The 16,343-nt window shown below is 68.8% G+C and carries 15 protein-coding genes and 2 pseudogenes; all 17 read right to left on the reverse strand.

The genetic code is table 11. From position 1 onward, the window contains the following. Positions 1–57: 57 nt before the first annotated feature. A complete protein-coding gene (locus LRS04_RS21320) occupies positions 58–318 on the reverse strand; it encodes a DUF1467 family protein (protein WP_257818100.1) in 261 nt (86 codons plus the stop codon). Next, positions 318–740, reverse strand: coding sequence for a methylmalonyl-CoA epimerase (mce, locus tag LRS04_RS21325; RefSeq protein WP_257818101.1), 423 nt, complete (start codon positions 738–740; stop codon positions 318–320). Before mce ends, LRS04_RS21320 begins: the two co-directional genes overlap by 1 nt. 47 nt (positions 741–787) lie before the next feature. Continuing rightward, positions 788–2,470, reverse strand: coding sequence for a ribonuclease J (locus LRS04_RS21330; RefSeq protein ID WP_257818102.1), 1,683 nt, complete (start codon positions 2,468–2,470; stop codon positions 788–790). Beyond that, complete coding sequence (locus LRS04_RS21335) at positions 2,470–3,246, reverse strand: type III pantothenate kinase (RefSeq protein ID WP_257819214.1); 777 nt, start codon at positions 3,244–3,246, stop codon at positions 2,470–2,472. The genes LRS04_RS21330 and LRS04_RS21335 overlap by 1 nt, the downstream gene beginning before the upstream one ends. Continuing rightward, positions 3,243–3,983: a biotin--[acetyl-CoA-carboxylase] ligase gene (locus tag LRS04_RS21340; protein ID WP_257818103.1), complete on the reverse strand. Its 741-nt coding sequence runs from the start codon at positions 3,981–3,983 to the stop codon at positions 3,243–3,245. The genes LRS04_RS21335 and LRS04_RS21340 overlap by 4 nt, the downstream gene beginning before the upstream one ends. 1 nt (position 3,984) lies before the next feature. After that, positions 3,985–5,415: an NADH-quinone oxidoreductase subunit NuoN gene (gene nuoN, locus LRS04_RS21345; RefSeq protein ID WP_257818104.1), complete on the reverse strand. Its 1,431-nt coding sequence runs from the start codon at positions 5,413–5,415 to the stop codon at positions 3,985–3,987. A 7-nt stretch (positions 5,416–5,422) separates the two neighbouring features. Further along, a pseudogene (locus tag LRS04_RS21350) lies at positions 5,423–6,911 on the reverse strand (NADH-quinone oxidoreductase subunit M). Positions 6,912–6,929: 18 nt separating this feature from the next. Then, a pseudogene (nuoL, locus tag LRS04_RS21355) lies at positions 6,930–9,187 on the reverse strand (NADH-quinone oxidoreductase subunit L). 10 nt (positions 9,188–9,197) lie between these two features. Then, positions 9,198–9,503: an NADH-quinone oxidoreductase subunit NuoK gene (nuoK, locus tag LRS04_RS21360; protein WP_257819215.1), complete on the reverse strand. Its 306-nt coding sequence runs from the start codon at positions 9,501–9,503 to the stop codon at positions 9,198–9,200. After that, positions 9,503–10,123, reverse strand: coding sequence for an NADH-quinone oxidoreductase subunit J (locus tag LRS04_RS21365; protein ID WP_257818105.1), 621 nt, complete (start codon positions 10,121–10,123; stop codon positions 9,503–9,505). Before LRS04_RS21365 ends, nuoK begins: the two co-directional genes overlap by 1 nt. Before the next feature lie 73 nt (positions 10,124–10,196). Further along, entirely contained in the window at positions 10,197–10,688 is a 492-nt protein-coding gene (nuoI, locus tag LRS04_RS21370) for an NADH-quinone oxidoreductase subunit NuoI (RefSeq protein ID WP_257818107.1), read from the reverse strand. A 1-nt stretch (position 10,689) separates the two neighbouring features. Continuing rightward, positions 10,690–10,884, reverse strand: coding sequence for a hypothetical protein (locus LRS04_RS21375; protein WP_257818108.1), 195 nt, complete (start codon positions 10,882–10,884; stop codon positions 10,690–10,692). Next, positions 10,881–11,954, reverse strand: a complete 1,074-nt coding sequence (nuoH, locus tag LRS04_RS21380; RefSeq protein WP_257818109.1) for an NADH-quinone oxidoreductase subunit NuoH — start codon at positions 11,952–11,954, stop codon at positions 10,881–10,883. The genes LRS04_RS21375 and nuoH overlap by 4 nt, the downstream gene beginning before the upstream one ends. A 2-nt stretch (positions 11,955–11,956) precedes the next feature. Further along, positions 11,957–14,002: an NADH-quinone oxidoreductase subunit NuoG gene (gene nuoG / locus LRS04_RS21385; RefSeq protein ID WP_257818110.1), complete on the reverse strand. Its 2,046-nt coding sequence runs from the start codon at positions 14,000–14,002 to the stop codon at positions 11,957–11,959. 5 nt (positions 14,003–14,007) lie between these two features. Next, complete coding sequence (nuoF, locus tag LRS04_RS21390) at positions 14,008–15,321, reverse strand: NADH-quinone oxidoreductase subunit NuoF (RefSeq protein ID WP_257818112.1); 1,314 nt, start codon at positions 15,319–15,321, stop codon at positions 14,008–14,010. Then, positions 15,321–15,992 (reverse strand): NADH-quinone oxidoreductase subunit NuoE, encoded by a 672-nt coding sequence (gene nuoE, locus LRS04_RS21395; RefSeq protein WP_257818114.1) that lies wholly within the window; start codon positions 15,990–15,992, stop codon positions 15,321–15,323. The genes nuoF and nuoE overlap by 1 nt, the downstream gene beginning before the upstream one ends. 7 nt (positions 15,993–15,999) lie before the next feature. Further along, a complete protein-coding gene (locus tag LRS04_RS21400) occupies positions 16,000–16,332 on the reverse strand; it encodes a nuclear transport factor 2 family protein (RefSeq protein ID WP_374577277.1) in 333 nt (110 codons plus the stop codon). Positions 16,333–16,343 lie beyond the last annotated feature (11 nt).

Raw genomic sequence — 16,343 nt, forward strand, 5'->3', positions numbered from 1 at the left:
GAGGCGGCAGCGAGCGGCCCTGATAGCGTTCGCCCCCTCCCCTTGGCAACGGAGAGCTTAGTAACCTGACGGCAGCGGCGGCAGCTTGATGATCTCGAAGTGGATGATCGCCCAGACCGCCAGCCAGACGACGGCCGAGATCCAGGTCGTGGTGATGAACTTCTGCTTGAGCTTCGGGTCGACCGGCGCGCCGGGGTCGCCGCCGTCGCCCTTGTCGATCCCGGCCTGGGCGTGGCTGACCACGCCCCACGGCAGGACGGCGAACAGCACGGTCCACCAGATGGTGATGTAGATCGCGATCCCGGTCAGCGGACCCATCAGTGGGCTCCCTTCGGTGACTCCATGAGTTCCACAAGCACGCCGCCCATGTTCTTCGGATGGACAAAGATCACCGGCGTGCCGTGCGCTCCGATGCGGGGCTGGCCGCCGTTGAGGACCATGGCGCCCTTGGCGACCATGTCATCGCGGGCGGCGAGGATGTCCTCGACCTCGAAGCAGACATGGTGTTGCCCGCCCAGGGGGTTCTTTTCAAGGAAACCCTTCAGCGGCGAGGCGTCCCCATGGGGCTCGATCAGCTCCACCTGGCTGTTGGGCAGGTCGACGAAGCAGACCCAGACGCCCTGTTCGGGCATGGCGAACTTCTCGCCGATCTTCGTGGCGCCGAGGACGTCCCGGTAGAGCTTCACGGCCTCGTCGATGGACGGTGTGGCGACGCCGATGTGGTTCAGTCTTCCGATCATGGGCCGGATATACGCCGCGGCGGGCCTGGGCGCGAGATCACGTGGCGTCAGACACGAAGCACAGTGGTCTCGACGACTGGCCGGCGCCCCCAGATCCGCTGGCTGGCCTTCTTGACGGCGCGGGACATGGCGGTCTCGACGGCGTCGTCGAGGTCGCGGTCGTCGCGGCCGAGTCGGCCGAGGGCGTTCTCCGCCTCCTCGGAGAGGTCGTCGAGCACGTCCTCCAGGGGATAGTCCTCGTCGGTCGGCAGGCCCAGCGCCCGGACCTCGGGCCCGGCCAGCACCTTGCCCTTGCGGTCGAGCACCACGGAGACGGCCAGGACGCCATTGTAGGCGGCGTGGCGCCGCTCCCGCAGCGCCTCGCCGTTCTCGGGCGTGAGCACGCCGGCGTCGACATAGAGGCGGCCTGCGTGAACCTCGTCGATCACCTCGGCGCGGCCCGGCGCCAGGCGGACCATGTCGCCGTTGCGCGGCGCGATCTGCTGCGGCACCTGCAGGTCGCGCGCAAAGGCGGCGTGCTCCATCAGGTGGCGGCGCTCGCCGTGGGTCGGCACCGCGATCTCGGGCCGCGCCCAGCGGTACATCTCGGCCAGCTCGTCGCGGCACGGGTGGCCGGAGACGTGGATGCCCGGATGGTCGCGCTCGGTGTAAAGCCGGACGCCCCGCTCCGTCAGCTTGTTCTGCAGGTTGCGGATCGGGATCTCGTTCCCGGGGATGACCCGCGAGGAGAACACGCAGGCGTCCCCCGCCCCGAGGTTCACATGCGGATGGGTGCCCTCGGCGATCCGCGACAGCGCCGCGCGCGGCTCACCCTGGCTGCCGGTGCAGAGGAAGAGGATCTTGTTGGGGGGATAGTGCTTGGCCTCGGTGTCGTCGAGGAAGGGCTGGACGTCCTCCATCAGGCCCACGGACTTCGCGGCCGCGGCCATGCGGTGCATCGAGCGCCCGACCAGGCAGACGCGGCGGCCGTTGGCCTCCGCGGCGCGGATCACGCTGTCCATCCGCGCCACGTTGGAGGCGAAGCAGGCGACGGCCACCTTGCCCTTCATCTGGCCGATCAGCGGGGTGAGCGTGTTGCGCACCTCGAGCTCGGAGCCCGCCACGCCGTCCACGAAGACGTTGGTGGAGTCGCAGACCATGGCCAGCACGCCCTCGTCGCCGAGCCGGCGGATGGCGTCCTCGTCGGTCGGCGCGCCGAGCAGCGGATCGGGGTCGATCTTCCAGTCGCCGGTGTGCAGCACGGTGCCCAGCGGCGTGCGGATGGCGATGCCGTTCGGCTCGGGGATCGAGTGCGTCAGGGTGATCAGGTCGAGCTTGAACGGACCCAGCTCGATGGTGCCGCCCAGCGGCACGATGGTGATCGGGGCGGCCTCCACCAGGTCGGCCTCGCGCAGCTTCTCGCGCAGGACGAAGGCGGTGAAGGGCGTCGCGTAGATCGGCGCCTTGAGGCGCGGCCACAGGTGCGCGACCGCGCCGATGTGGTCCTCGTGGGCGTGGGTGACGACGATGCCCAGGATCCGGTCCGCATACTCCTCGATGAAGGCGGGGTCCGGCAGGATGACCTCGACGCCCGGCGTCGTCTGGTCGCCGAAGGTGACGCCCAGGTCGACGATCACCCACTTGCGGTCATGCGGCGGGCCGTAGCCGTAGAGATTGAAATTCATGCCGATCTCGTTCGACCCGCCGAGCGGCAGGAAGACGAGCTCGTCATGGCCTTTGGATTTGGCCATCAGGACGCTTTCTGGTTGCGGCGCCAGATCTCCAGCATGCCGCGGATTGTCAGGTCGGGGTCGAACCGGTCGATCGAGGTTGTCGCCCCATGGAAGAGCGAGGCCACGCCGCCCGTGGCGACCACGGTCATCGGGCGGGCCTGCTCGGCCTTGATACGGGAGATGAGGCCTTCGATCAGCGCTATATAGCCCCAGAACACGCCGGATTGCATGGCCCCCACGGTATCGGTCCCCACCACCCGCTGGGGCTTCTGGATGGCGACGCGCGGGAGTTTCGCCGCCGCGTTGTGCAACGCCTCCATGGAGAGGTTGATCCCCGGTGCGATCACCCCGCCTTCGAAGGCCCCGTCGGGCGCGACGACGTCGAAGGTGGTGGCGGTCCCGGAGTCGATGACGATCAGGGCCCCCTCGTAGGCCACATGGGCCCCGATGGCGTTGACCAGGCGGTCCGCGCCGGCCTCCGACGGCTTGTCGATCCTGACGGCGATCCCGAGCTCCGCGTTCTCTCCGATCACCAGGGGCTCAACGTGCAGGTAGCGGCGGGCGAGGTTGCGCAGGTTGAAGATCGACTGCGGCACCACGCTGGAGATGATGCAGGCGTTGAACACGCCGAGCTGCAGCCCGGCCATGTTGAGGAGCTGGGAGAGCCAGACGGCGTATTCGTCGGCGGTGCGCGAGCTCTCGGTGGCCGCGCGCCACTGGGCCGTCCAGCGCTCCCCGTCGTGGACGGCGAACAGCGTATTGGTATTGCCCTGCTCGATGGCCAGAAGCATCAGGACTCCCCGAAGAAGACGTCGCCTGCCGTTATGCGCTCAAGGCCGCCGTCGTCCAGCCTGAGCCGGAGCGCGCCGTCGAGATCGAGGCCCTCCGCGACGCCGGTAAGGGTCCGGGCGGGCAGCCTGGCCTCGCAGCGGTCGCCGAGGCCCATGGCCCGGGCCGTCCAGCCCTGGGCGATCGGCGCGAACCCCTGGGTGGCCCACAGCGACCGCCAGGCCTCGAAGCGTCCGGTGAGGACCTCCAGGGCGTCCAGCGGCTTCGGCGGCGCGCCGGTCATGAATTCCGCGAACGCCGCGGCGGGCCGTTCCACGTCCTGCGGGGCGTGGGCGAGGTTCACGCCGACGCCGATCGCGAGCCAGAGCCGGCCGTCGGCGCGGGCGCCGGATTCCACGAGGATGCCGACCGCCTTGCGGCCATGCACCAGGACGTCGTTGGGCCATTTCAGCCGGGCCGCCCCCTCGCCCAGGCAGGTGTCGGCGAGGTCGCAGGCGGCGAGCGCGGCCACGAAGGAGACCTGGGCGGCCTCCACCGGCGGCCGGTCGGTGGTCATCAGGAGCGTCGCGGCGAGGTTGCCCCGGTTCGTGGACCAGGCGCGGCCGCGACGCCCGCGGCCGGCGGTCTGCACCGCCGCTGTCAGCCAGACGGGACCGCCCTCCCCGGCTTCGGCCCGGCGGCGCGCTTCGGCGTTGGTGCTGTCGAGCTCGTCGTAGGCTTCGATCGGCGGGTGAGCCGCCAAATCAGGCCAGTCCGAACGCGGCCGCGGCGCGCGCCGCGGCCTGGTCGAGGCCGCGAAGCGCGAGCACCACAACAGGGAACGAGAACAGCGCCAGGCCCACGCCGATCAGGCGGGCCTCGAAGGCCGGCTTGTCGGTCGCGCCCGGGGCCGCGTCGAACCACATCACCTTGATCAGGCGCAGGTAGTAGAAGGCCGCCACGACCGAACCCACCAGGCCCAGCACCGCCGCCCAGGTCAGGCCGCCGTCGATGGCCGCCTTGAACACATAGATCTTGGCGAAGAAGCCCGAGAACGGAGGCAGGCCCAGCGCCGACAGCGAGAAGGCGGTCATGGCCAGGGCGATGCCCGGCTGCTGCTTGATGAGGCCGGCCATGTCCTCGATGGTCTCCATCGCCCGGCCCTGGCGCGACAGGGCGGCCAGGCAGGCGAAGAAGCCGGTCACGTCGATCATGTAGAGGACCATGAAGACCAGCATGGCCTGCACGCCCTCGTTGGTGCCGGCGGCGAGGCCGAGGACGGCGTAGCCGATGTTGGCGATCGAGGAGTAGGCCCACAGGCGCTTCAGGTTCTTCTGGGCGAGGCCCGCGAAGGCGCCGACGAAGATCGAGATCAGGGCGATCGCGACCAGCACCTGCTGCCACTGCGGGATCGCGCCGGCGAAGCCTTCGGCCAGGACGCGGGCGAAGAGCACCATGGCGGCGAGCTTCGGGGCGGCGGCGAAGAAGGCCACCACGGGCGTGGGCGCGCCTTCGTAGACGTCGGGCGTCCACATGTGGAACGGCGCGGCAGAGACCTTGAAGGCCAGGCCGCAGATCAGGAAGACCAGGCCGAACAGCAGGCCGGTGTTGCCCGGCTGGCCGGCGACCGCGGCGATGTCGGCGAAGACGGTCGAGCCGGCGAAGCCGTAGATCAGGCTGGAGCCGTACAGCAGCAGGCCCGACGAGAGCGCGCCCAGCACGAAGTACTTGAGGCCGGCCTCCGAGGCCTTGCCGTCCTCGCGGTGCATGGCGGCCAGGATGTAGAGCGCCAGCGAGTGCAGCTCGATACCGACGTAGAGGCTGATCAGGTCGCCGGCCGAGGCCATCATGCCCATGCCGAGCGCGGCCAGCACGATGAGCACCGGGAACTCGAAGTTCTTCACGCCCCGGCGCTCGAACCAACTCTGGCCGAGGGGGATGGCGACGGCGGAGGCCGCGTAGATCGCCACCTTGGCGAAGACGGCGGCGTCGTCGGCGATGAGGCCGCCGGCGAAGGCGCGGCCGAGCGGGCCCGTGGCGGCGGCGAAGGCGGCGCCCAGCAGGGCGACGACGGCGGCGGCGGCGATCGCTGCGGTCATCCTCGGCGCGAAGGCGCCCCAGACCAGCAGCAGCAGCGCCGCGCCGGCCAGGATCAGCTCGGGGAAAGCCAGGCCGATGTCGGTGGAGAACGTCATGACAGGCTTAGCCCCCGACCGCCGCGCGGTAGACCGAGACGAGCTGGTCGACCGAAGCCGCGGTCACGTTGAACACAGAGTTGGGCTGGACGCCCAGGTAGAGGGTGGAGACGATCAGCGGCAGGAAGATCACCCACTCGCGCCAGTCGAGATCCTCGATGGCGGCGAGCTTCGGGTTGGCGAGCTCGCCGAAGATCACCCGGCGGTAAAGGGTCAGCGCATAGACCGCCGACAGTATGACGCCGGTGGCCGCGACAATCGCCGTCCAGGTCGACGCCTGGTAGACGCCGGTCATGGTCAGGATCTCGCCGACGAAGCCGGAGGTGCCCGGCAGGCCGACGTTGCCCATGGTGAAGAGCATGAAGACCGCCGCGTACCAGGGCATGCGGTTCACGAGGCCGCCGTAGAACGCGATCTCGCGGGTGTGCATGCGGTCGTAGACCACGCCGACGCAGAGGAAGAGCGCGCCGGAGATCACCCCGTGGGAGATCATCTGGAAGAGCGCGCCCTGCTCGCCCGCCGCGTTGCCCGAGAAGATGCCCATGGTCACGAAGCCCATGTGGGCGACCGACGAATAGGCGATCAGCTTCTTGATGTCGGTCTGCCGGAAGGCGACGAGCGAGGTGTAGACCACCGCGATCACGCTCAGCGCGAACACCAGCGGGGTGAACATCTCCGACGCGTTCGGGAACATCGGCAGGCTGAAGCGCATGAAGCCGTAGCCGCCCATCTTCAGCAGGATGCCCGCCAGGATGACGGAGCCCGCGGTGGGCGCCTCCACGTGGGCGTCCGGCAGCCAGGTGTGCACCGGCCACATGGGCATCTTCACCGCGAAGGAGGCGAAGAAGGCGAGCCAGAGCCAGGTCTGCAGGTTCGGATCGAACTTGTAGGCCATCAGTTCGGGGATCGAGCTGGTGCCGGCGACGCCGATCATCGCCAGGATGGCGGCCAGCATCAGCACGGAGCCCAGCAGCGTGTAGAGGAAGAACTTGAAGGCCGCGTAGACGCGCCGCGCCCCGCCCCAGATGCCGATGATCAGGAACATCGGGACCAGGCCGAACTCGAAGAAGACGTAGAACAGCACGATGTCGAGGGCGCAGAAGACGCCGATCACCAGGGTCTCGAGGACCAGGAAGGCGATCATGTACTCGGGCACCCGGTTCTCGATGGAGCGCCAGGAGGCCGCGATGCAGAGCGGCATCAGGAAGGCCGTCAGCAGGACGAACAGCACCGAGATGCCGTCGACGCCCATCCGGTAGGTGATCCCCCGCGAACCACGGGATCTCCTCCAGGAACTGGAAGCCCGGGTCCGCCGGGTTGAACTGGACGACCAGCAGCACCGACAGCAGGAAGGTGGCGAGCGTGGTGACCAGCGCGATCCACTTGGATGCATTGACCACGCCGGCGTCCTCGCTCCCGCGCACCAGGCGCAGGATCAGAATGCCGGCCACGCCCACCAGCGGGGCGTAGGTGATGAGGGAAAGCAGCCCGGTCATATCGTCAGCGCCCTCCCCTTAGGCGTTCCACGCCCAGAGGGCGTAGGTCAGCAGGCCTGCGACGCCGAGGAGCATCACGAAGGCGTAGTGGTAGACGTAGCCGGTCTGCAGGCGGCCCGTGCCGCGGCCGACCGCATAGGAGACGGCCGACACGCCATCGGGGCCGAGGCCGTCGATGATCTTCTGGTCGCCGCCCTTCCAGAACAGGTCGCCCAGGAACTTCGCCGCGCGGACGAAGGTCGCCTGGTAGAGCTCGTCGAAGAACCACTTGTTGTAGAAGAACACGTAGAGCGGCCCGCCGCGGGCGGCCAGGCGCGCGCCCAGTCCTTCCCGCAGCAGATAGACGTAGGCCGCGATCAGCAGGCCAAGCACCGAGGCCAACAGCGGGGCCAGGATGACCCAGGCCGGCGCGTGGTGTCCGCCCCCTCCTCCGCATGCTCGGGCGCCGGGCCGGCCGCGGCCTGGGCCGCGTGGCTGGGCGCGCCGACCGCTTCCGGCGCATGGGCGGCCGCCGGCGCGGCGTCGTGGGCCGGACCCGCGGCGACGGCTTCCGCCGGGGCGTGGTGGGCCGGGGCGTTGTAGATGGCGCCGCGCCAGAACTCGGCCTTCTCGTCGCCGATGAACTGATGGTGGAAGGCGAAGCCCGCGCCGATGGCGCCGACCGCCAGAACGATCAGCGGGATCCGCATGGACCACGGGCTCTCGTGGGGCTTGTGGTCATGGTGGCCGTGGCCGTGGCCGTGGTGGCCATGGTCCGCAGGCTCGGCCAGCGGCTCGTCGTGGGTCTCGTGCTGCGCGGCGCTGGCGTGGTCGCTGTGCGCGCCGTGGGCGGCGTCGTGGTGGTCGCGGTTGTGCCAGTGGTGCTCGAGGTCCTCGGGCGTCCAGCGGGCGTGGCCGTTGAAGGTGAAGAAGGCGACGCGCCAGGAATAGAAGGCGGTCAGGCCGGCCACCAAGATGCCGATGACGAAGGCGAAGTAGCCGAAGCTGTCGCCCGCCTGGGCGGCTTCCCACGCCGCGTGGATGATTGCGTCCTTCGAGTAGAAACCGGCGAAGCCCAGGTCGATGAACGGGATGCCCAGGCCGGTGATGGCGATGGTGCCGACGGTCATCACCGCGAAGGTCCACTTCATGTAGGGCATCAGCGCGCCATAGCGGCGCATGTCCTGCTCGTGGGCCATGCCGTGGATCACCGAGCCGGCGCCCAGGAACAGCAGGGCCTTGAAGAAGGCGTGGGTGAACAGGTGGAACATCGCCGCCTGGTAGGCGCCGACGCCGGCCGCGAAGAACATGTAGCCGAGCTGCGAGCAGGTCGAATAGGCGATGACCCGCTTGATGTCGTTCTGGGTCAGGCCCACGGTCGCGGCGAACAGCGCCGTCACCGCGCCGACGACGGTCACGATGTGCTTGGCCACCGGGGCGTACTCGAACATCGGCGACAGCAGGCAGACCATGTAGACGCCGGCGGTCACCATGGTCGCCGCGTGGATCAGGGCCGACACGGGGGTCGGGCCTTCCATGGCGTCCGGCAGCCAGGTGTGCAGGAAGAACTGGGCGGACTTGCCCATGGCGCCGACGAAGAGCAGAGCGCAGGCGAGATCCATCAGCCGCCAGGAGTGGCCAGCGAATTCCCAGGCGCGGTCGGCGTTGGCGGCGACCGCCGGGAAGATCTCAGCGAACTGGATGGTCCCGAAGGCCCAGAACACCGTCATGATGCCGAGCGCGAAGCCGAAGTCGCCGACCCGGTTGACCACGAAGGCCTTGATCGCGGCGGCGTTCGCCGTGGGCTTCTTGTACCAGAAGCCGATCAAGAGGTAGCTCGCCAGGCCCACGCCTTCCCAGCCGAAGAACAGCTGCATGAAGTCGGCGGCGCTGATGAGCGCCAGCATGGCGAAGGTGAACAGCGACAGGTAGGCGAAGAACCGCGGCTTGTGCGGGTCCTCGGCCATGTAGCCCCACGAGTAGAGGTGCACGAGCGACGATACCGACGTCACCACCACCAGCATGACCGCCGAGAGGGCGTCGAAGCGGAAGGCCCAGTGCGACTGGAAGTCGCCCACGGTGATGAAGGGCGCGTAGGTGACCACGAAGGGCTCGATCGCCCCGCCCATCCACTGGAGGAAGACCACCCAGGAGAGGATCGCGGAGAGGAACAGGAAGCCGGTCGTGACCGCCTGGGACGGCACGTTGCCGATCTTGCGGCCGAACAGGCCGGCGACGACGGCGCCGATCAGCGGGCCGAAGAGGATGATGCTGACGAGGGTTTCGGCGGCAGGCATGGGTGTGCGCTCAGCCCTTCATCATCGAGGCGTCATCGACCGAGATGTCGCCGCGGTTACGGAAGAAGGTGACGAGGATGGCCAGGCCCACGGCCGCTTCGGCCGCGGCGACGGTCAGCACGAACATGGCGAAGATCTGCCCCACCACGTTGTGCAGATAGACCGAGAAGGCCACCAGGTTGATGTTCACGGCGAGCAGGATCAGCTCGATCGACATCAGGATGACGATGATGTTCTTCCGGTTCACGAAGATCCCGAAGACCCCGATCGTGAACAGGATGGCGGCGACCGCCAGATAGTGGGCGAGCCCGATGATCATTCGCCGATCCCCTTGCCCGGCTTGAGGTCGAGGATGCGCATGCCGGTCTTCGGCGTGCGCAGGACCTGGTCCATCATCACCTGGCGGCGGACGCCCGGCTTGTGGCGCAGCGTCAGCACAATGGCGCCGATCATGGCGACCAGGAGCACCAGGCCGGCGGCCTGGAAGAAGTAGACATAGTCCGTGTAGAGCACCCGGCCGATGGCCTCGGCGTTGGTGACGTCGACGGCGCCCGAGGCGTTGGGCGTGTCGTTCGCGGCGGCCGCGCCGCGGGTGGCCACGGTAGTCGACACCATCACCATCTCGGCGACCAGGATGCCGGCCACCACCAGGCCCAGCGGCAGGTAGCGGGCGAAGCCCTGGCGAAGCGCGGCGAAGTCCACGTCGAGCATCATCACGACGAAGAGGAAGAGCACCGCGACCGCGCCGACGTAGACGACGACCAGGAGCATGGCCAGGAACTCCGCGCCGAGCAGCACGAAGAGGCCCGCCGCCGAGAAGAACGACAGGATCAGCCACAGGACGGAGTGGACCGGGTTCCGCGCCGAGACGACGGCGAAACCGGCCAGGACGGTCACCGCCGCCAGCAAGTAAAATGCGATCGCCTGAAGGGCCATCGGCGGGTTCTAGCTCCCTGAGAAAACTGAGGTCTGCGTCTATGCCGGACGGCCGCGGAATCGCGCGGCTGTCTTAGCGATAGGGCGCATCGAGTTCCAGATTCTTCGCGATCTCCCGTTCCCAGCGGTCGCCGTTATCGAGCAGGCGCTCCTTGTCGTAGTAGAGCTCCTCGCGGGTCTCCACGGCGAACTCCAGGTTCGGCCCCTCCACGATGGCGTCCACCGGACACGCCTCCTGGCACAGGCCGCAGTAGATGCACTTGACCATGTCGATGTCGTAGCGGGTCGTGCGGCGCGAGCCGTCCTCGCGGGGCTCCGCCTCGATGGTGATCGCCTGGGCCGGGCAGATGGCCTCGCAGAGCTTGCAGGCGATGCAGCGCTCTTCCCCGTTGGGATACCGGCGCAGCGCATGCTCGCCGCGGAAGCGCGGGCTCTGCGGGTTGCGCTCGTGCGGGTACTGCACGGTCTTCTTGGGACGCACCATGTGCTTCATGGCGAGGCCGAAGGCCCCGGCGAAGTCGAGGAGCGCCGCTCCCTTCATCGCCTGTCCGATCCGATTGAGCATCTCAGGTCCTCTCGCAGGCGTAGTCTTCCAGGTACTGGGAGTCTCCGCCTCGCTTCAGCGTCAGTTTTCCCCCCTTCGCGGCGCAGGCGGCCTGCGCGCGCTGGAGGTCGTCGTAGGTGGCCACGCCACCGGCTGGCATGGCCGTGGCGCAGGCGGCGACGCCCAGGGCCAGCAGCGATGCCAGGATCGTCCTCATGCGTACACGCGCCAGCCGGCGACGAGCGCCACGGCGACCAGCGAGGTCGGCAGGAAGATCTTCCAGCCCAGCCGCATGAGCTGGTCGTAGCGGTAGCGGGGCGTGATGGCGCGGACCATGGCGTTCATGAAGAACACGAAGAAGGTCTTGGCCATGTAGAAGAACAGGCCGTGCAGGCTGACCAGCACCGCCGGCCAGGTGGCCAGGTAGTCCTCCGGCCAGGGCGCGTGCCAGCCGCCCAGGAAGAGCACCGCCATCAGGCCGCTCATCAGGACGATGTTGGCGGTCTCGGCCAGGTAGAACAGCATGTAGGGCGTGGAGCCGTATTCAACCGCGTAGCCGGCCACGAGTTCGGACTCGGCTTCCGGCAGGTCGAAGGGCGGACGGTTCGTCTCGGCCAGGCTGGAGATGAAGAAGATCACGCCCATCGGGAACATGACGAGGATCAGCGGCAGATTGTGCGGGAAGCCGCCGCCGAACATGTTCCAGTTCCAGAAGCCGCCCGCCTGCTGCTGGGTGATCGCCGTCAGGTTCATGCTGCCCGCAAGCAGGATGACCGTGACGATCACGAAGCCGATGGAGACCTCGTAGGAGACCATCTGGGCCGCGGAGCGCAAGGAGCCCAGGAACGGGTACTTCGAGTTGGACGCCCAGCCGCCCATGATGATCCCGTAGACGCCGAGCGACGATACGGCGAACAGGTAGAGGATCCCGACGTTGATGTCGGAGACCACCCAGTTCGGCGCCACCGGCATCACCGCCCAGGCGCCGAGCGCCAGGGTGACCGAGATGATCGGGGCCAGCAGGAAGACCGCCTTGTCGGCGCCCGCCGGGATGATCAGCTCCTTGATCAGGAACTTGCCGAGGTCGGCGAAGGACTGCAGCAGGCCGAAGGGGCCGACGACGTTCGGGCCTTTGCGCATCTGCGCGCCCGCGAAGATCTTGCGGTCGCCGTAGATGATGAAGGCGATGCACAGCAGGAGGACGACGGTGATCGCCAGGATGTGCGCCACCGTCCCGATGGTCCAGCCGACAGGCGTGGCCCAGAAGCTTTGGGTCGCAGGTTCCATGCCTACTCCGCGGCGATCTTGGCGGCGCCCGAAGCCAGGGCGGCGCATTCGGCCATCGTCACGCTGGCGCGGGCGATGGGGTTGGTCAGGTGGAAGGCGCGGACGGCGCTGGCGAACGGCGCGTCGGAGAGATCGCCCTGGCGGCCGAGCGCGCCGAGGTCGAGGCCCTTCGCCGCGTCCGGCCCGTCGACGTGGTCGATGCGGCCGAAGGTCGGATGGTCCTCGAAGAGCCTGGCGCGGAGCTGGTCCAGGCTGTCGTAGGGCAGCTTGCGGCCCATGCGCTCGGAGAGCGCCCGCAGGATCGCCCAGTCCTCGCGCGCCTCGCCCTTCGGGAAGACGGCCCGGGCGCCGAGCTGAACCCGGCCCTCGGTGTTCACATAGATGCCGTTCTTCTCGGTGTAGGCGGCGCCCGGCAGGATCACGTCGGCCATGTGCGCGCCGGCGTCGCCGTGGGTGCCCAGGTAGATCGTGAAGGCCTTGGAGGCCGACAGCTCGATCTCGTCGGCGCCCATCAGGAAGAGCACGTCGGCGCCGCCCGGGGCGACCAGCTCGCCCGCCGTCTTGCCGCCCGGACCGGGCACGAAGCCCAGGTCGAGGCCGCCGACCCGGCTGGCGGCGGTGTGCAGCACGTTCCAGGTGGCGCCGAACGTCTTGGCGACGCCCGCCGCAGCCTTCAGCACGGCCGCGCCGTCGGCGCGGCTGAGCGCGCCGGCGCCGACGATGATCGCCGGGTTCTTCGCGCCCTTCAGGGCCTCGACGAAGGCGTTCTTCTGGCGGGCCAGACCGCCCAGGCTCTGCGGACCCGCGCCCAGGTAGTCGTAGGCGTAGGTCAGGTCGGCCTGCTCGCCGATCACGCCCACGCGGAGCGCGCCGGCCAGCCAGCGCTTGCGCAGGCGGGCGTTGAACACCGGGGCCTCGAGGCGCGGGTTGGTCCCGACCAGGAGAACCACGTCGGCCTCCTCGATGCCGGCCAGCGTCGAGTTGAACAGCCAGCTCTCGCGGGCGCCGTCGCCCAGCGCCATGCCGTCCTGGCGGCAGTCGGTGGACTGGACGCCCAGGCCGCGGAACAGGTCGAGGGCGGCCTTCATGGACTCCGCGTCCTGCAGGTCGCCGGCGATCACGCCGATGCGGTCGGGGCTGGTGGCGGTGAGCTTGGCGGCGACGGCGTCGAGCGCCTCGTTCCAGGTCGCCGGGCGGAGCCTGCCGCCCTCACGGATGTACGGACGGTCGAGGCGCTGGCGGGCCAGGCCGTCGACGGCGTAGCGCGTCTTGTCGGAGATCCACTCCTCGTTGACGTCCTCGTTGATGCGCGGGAGCACGCGGAGCACGGCGGACCCACGGGCGTCGACGCGGATCGCCGAGCCCAGCGCGTCCATCACGTCCACGCTCTCGGTCTTCTTCAGCTCCCACGGACGGGCGTTGAAGGCGTAGGGCTTTGAGGTGAGCGCGCCGACCGGGCAGAGGTCGATGACGTTGGCCGACAGCTCCGAGGCCACCGACTTGTCGAGGTAGGTGGTGATCTCCACGTCCTCGCCGCGCGAGATCAGGCCGATGTCCGGCACCCCGGCCACCTCGGTGATGAAGCGGACGCAGCGGGTGCACTGGATGCAGCGGGTCATCACCGTCTTGATGAGCGGACCCATGTACTTCTCTTCGACCGCCCGCTTGTTCTCGGCGTAGCGGCTGTCGTCGCGGCCATAGCCCATGGCCTGGTCCTGCAGGTCGCACTCGCCGCCCTGGTCGCAGATCGGGCAGTCCAGCGGGTGGTTGATCAGCAGGAATTCCATGACCCCGTGGCGGGCCTTCTTCACCATCGGCGTGTCGGTGAAGATCTCCATGTTCTCGGCGGCCGGCAGGGCGCAGGACGCCTGCGGCTTCGGCGGGCCGGGCTTCACCTCGACGAGGCACATCCGGCAGTTGCCGGCGATGGAAAGCCGCTCGTGGTAGCAGAACCGCGGGATCTCCTTCCCCGCGAGCTCCGCCACCTGGAGCACGTTCATGCCGGGTTCGAACTCGACCTCGACCCCGTCGACCTTGGCGATAGGCATTCCGCTTACTCCGCCGCGATGGATGCGCCGGCGTAGCTGCCCTTGCGCGCGCGGTAGTTGTTGATCCGCTCCTCCACCTCGTGGCGGAAGTGACGGAAGAGACCCTGGATCGGCCAGGCGGCCGCGTCGCCGAGGCCGCAGATGGTGTGGCCCTCGACCTGGGACGCGACGTCCAGCAGCAGGTCGATCTCGGACATCTCGGCTTCGCCGGTGACCATCCGCTCCATGACCCGCCACATCCAGCCGGTGCCTTCGCGGCACGGCGTGCACTGGCCGCAGCTCTCGTGCTTGTAGAAGTAGGAGGCGCGGGCGATGGCCTTCACCAGGTCGGCGTCCTTGTCGAAGACGATCATGGTGCCGGTGCCGAGGCCCGAGCCGCGGGCCTGCAGGTCCTCGTAGGTCATCAGGGCTTCCTCGGCCTCGTGCGCCGGGATCATCCGCACCGAAATGCCGCCCGGGATGACGGCCTTCAGGTTGCCCCAGCCCCCGCGGACGCCGCCCATGTGCTCCTCGATGAGTTGCCTGAGCGGGATGCCGACAGCGTCCTCGACCACGCAGGGCTTATTGAGGTGGCCGGAGCCGGCGAACAGCTTGGTGCCGGTGGACTTCTCGGTGCCGAAGCCCGCGAACCACTCCGCGCCGCGGCGCAGGATCGAGCCGACGACGGAGATCGACTCGACGTTGTTGATGGTGGTCGGAGCGCCGTAGATACCAGCGCCGGCCGGGAACGGCGGCTTCAGGCGCGGCTGGCCCTTCTTGCCCTCCAGGCTCTCCATCAGGGCGGTCTCGTCGCCGCAGATATAGGCCCCGCCGCCGTGGGTCACGCGGATGTCGCAGTCCCAGCCGTGGACGTTGCCCTTGCCGATCAGCTTGGCGTCATAGGCCTGCCTGATCGCCGCCTGCAGGCGCTCGCGCTCGTGCACGTACTCGCCGCGGATGTAGATGTAGGCCGTGTGTGCGCGGATCGCCCGGCAGGCGATCAGGCAGCCCTCGATCAGGAGGTGCGGGTCGTTGCGCAGGATCTCGCGGTCCTTGCAGGCGCCCGGCTCGGACTCGTCAGCGTTGACGACGAGGTAGTGCGGCCGCTCGCTCTCCTGCTTGGGCATGAAGGTCCACTTCAGCCCGGTGGGGAACCCTGCCCCGCCCCGGCCGCGCAGGCCCGACGCCTTGATCTGGTCGCAGATCCACTCGGGCGTCTGCTTGACGATGTCGGCGGTGCCGTTCCAGCAGCCGCGCGCCTTCGCGCCGTCCAGGCCCCAGTCGTGGAGGCCGTAGAGGTTGGTGAAGATGCGGTCCTTGTCCTGAAGCAGGCCGGGCATCAGGCGGTCTCCTTCGGGGTCTTGGTCGGCAGGTTCGGGATCTTGATCTTCTTGGCCCGGCTGCCGTCGTAGAGGGTCTTGTCGGTCAGGGTCAGCGGACCGCCCTCGGGCGAGGCGCCCTGGCGGCCGATCACCGAGCCCGGCGGGGGGTTCCTGCCGGCCGCAAAGTCGTCGAGCAGCTTCTCGAACGAGGCCGCGTCGAGGTCCTCGTAATAGTAGTCGTTGATGGCGGCCATGGGCGCGTTCGAGCAGGCGCCCAGGCACTCCACTTCCTGCCAGTAGAACTTGCCGTCGGCCGACCGGTGGTTCTGCGGGCCGATCCTGCGCTTGCAGACCGCCAGCAGTTCCTCGGAGCCGCGGGTCTGGCAGGGCGTCGTGCCGCAGACCTGCACCAGGGCATGGGTGCCGACCGGCTCCAGCATGAACATGGTGTAGAAGGTGGCGATCTCCAGCACCCGGATGACCGGCATGCCGAGCAGCTCGGCGACCGTGCGGATCGCGGGCTCGGACACCCAGCCTTCCTGCTTCTGGACGAGCCAGAGGATCGGGATCACCGCCGACTGCTGCTTGCCGGCGGGATAGTTGGCCATCCAGGCCTGGGCTTCCTTCAGCGTCGCCGGCTTGAAGGCGAAGCCGTCGGGCTGGACGGCGGCGAGTCTGCGGACGCTCACGCGGGCCTCACTTACGGAAATCCACGCGGGCGATCTTGCCGCCGGCGATGGTGTAGATGGCGATGACCTGGAAGGCCTCGGTCTGGCCGTCGCGATAGACCCGTTCGTGGTCGATCACGGTGTCGCCGACCACGATGCGGTTGGCGAGCTCGGCGCGGTTCTTCGGGAAGTCGGCGAACACCTGGGCGTACTTCGCCCGGTAGGCGTCCATGCCGCGGATCGTGACGTCGCCGTTGAGGTCGGCCACCACCACGTCGTCGGCGAAGAACGCGCAGTGGGCGTCCAGGTCCTGGGCGTTGTAGGCGTCGAGCTGGCCCTGGGCCAGGTCGCCGGGTTGCAGGGGGGCGGCCG

The sequence above is a fragment of the Phenylobacterium sp. J367 genome (assembly GCF_024699985.1).
Classification (GTDB): domain Bacteria; phylum Pseudomonadota; class Alphaproteobacteria; order Caulobacterales; family Caulobacteraceae; genus Phenylobacterium.

Coding starts and splice junctions, on each gene's coding strand:
- LRS04_RS21320 (WP_257818100.1), bottom strand. CDS start 318: ATGGGTCCGCTGACCGGGATCGCGATCTACATCACCATCTGGTGGACC.
- mce (WP_257818101.1), bottom strand. CDS start 740: ATGATCGGAAGACTGAACCACATCGGCGTCGCCACACCGTCCATCGAC.
- LRS04_RS21330 (WP_257818102.1), bottom strand. CDS start 2,470: ATGGCCAAATCCAAAGGCCATGACGAGCTCGTCTTCCTGCCGCTCGGC.
- nuoN (WP_257818104.1), bottom strand. CDS start 5,415: ATGACGTTCTCCACCGACATCGGCCTGGCTTTCCCCGAGCTGATCCTG.
- LRS04_RS21365 (WP_257818105.1), bottom strand. CDS start 10,123: ATGGCCCTTCAGGCGATCGCATTTTACTTGCTGGCGGCGGTGACCGTC.
- nuoI (WP_257818107.1), bottom strand. CDS start 10,688: ATGCTCAATCGGATCGGACAGGCGATGAAGGGAGCGGCGCTCCTCGAC.
- LRS04_RS21375 (WP_257818108.1), bottom strand. CDS start 10,884: ATGAGGACGATCCTGGCATCGCTGCTGGCCCTGGGCGTCGCCGCCTGC.
- nuoH (WP_257818109.1), bottom strand. CDS start 11,954: ATGGAACCTGCGACCCAAAGCTTCTGGGCCACGCCTGTCGGCTGGACC.
- nuoG (WP_257818110.1), bottom strand. CDS start 14,002: ATGCCTATCGCCAAGGTCGACGGGGTCGAGGTCGAGTTCGAACCCGGC.
- nuoF (WP_257818112.1), bottom strand. CDS start 15,321: ATGCCCGGCCTGCTTCAGGACAAGGACCGCATCTTCACCAACCTCTAC.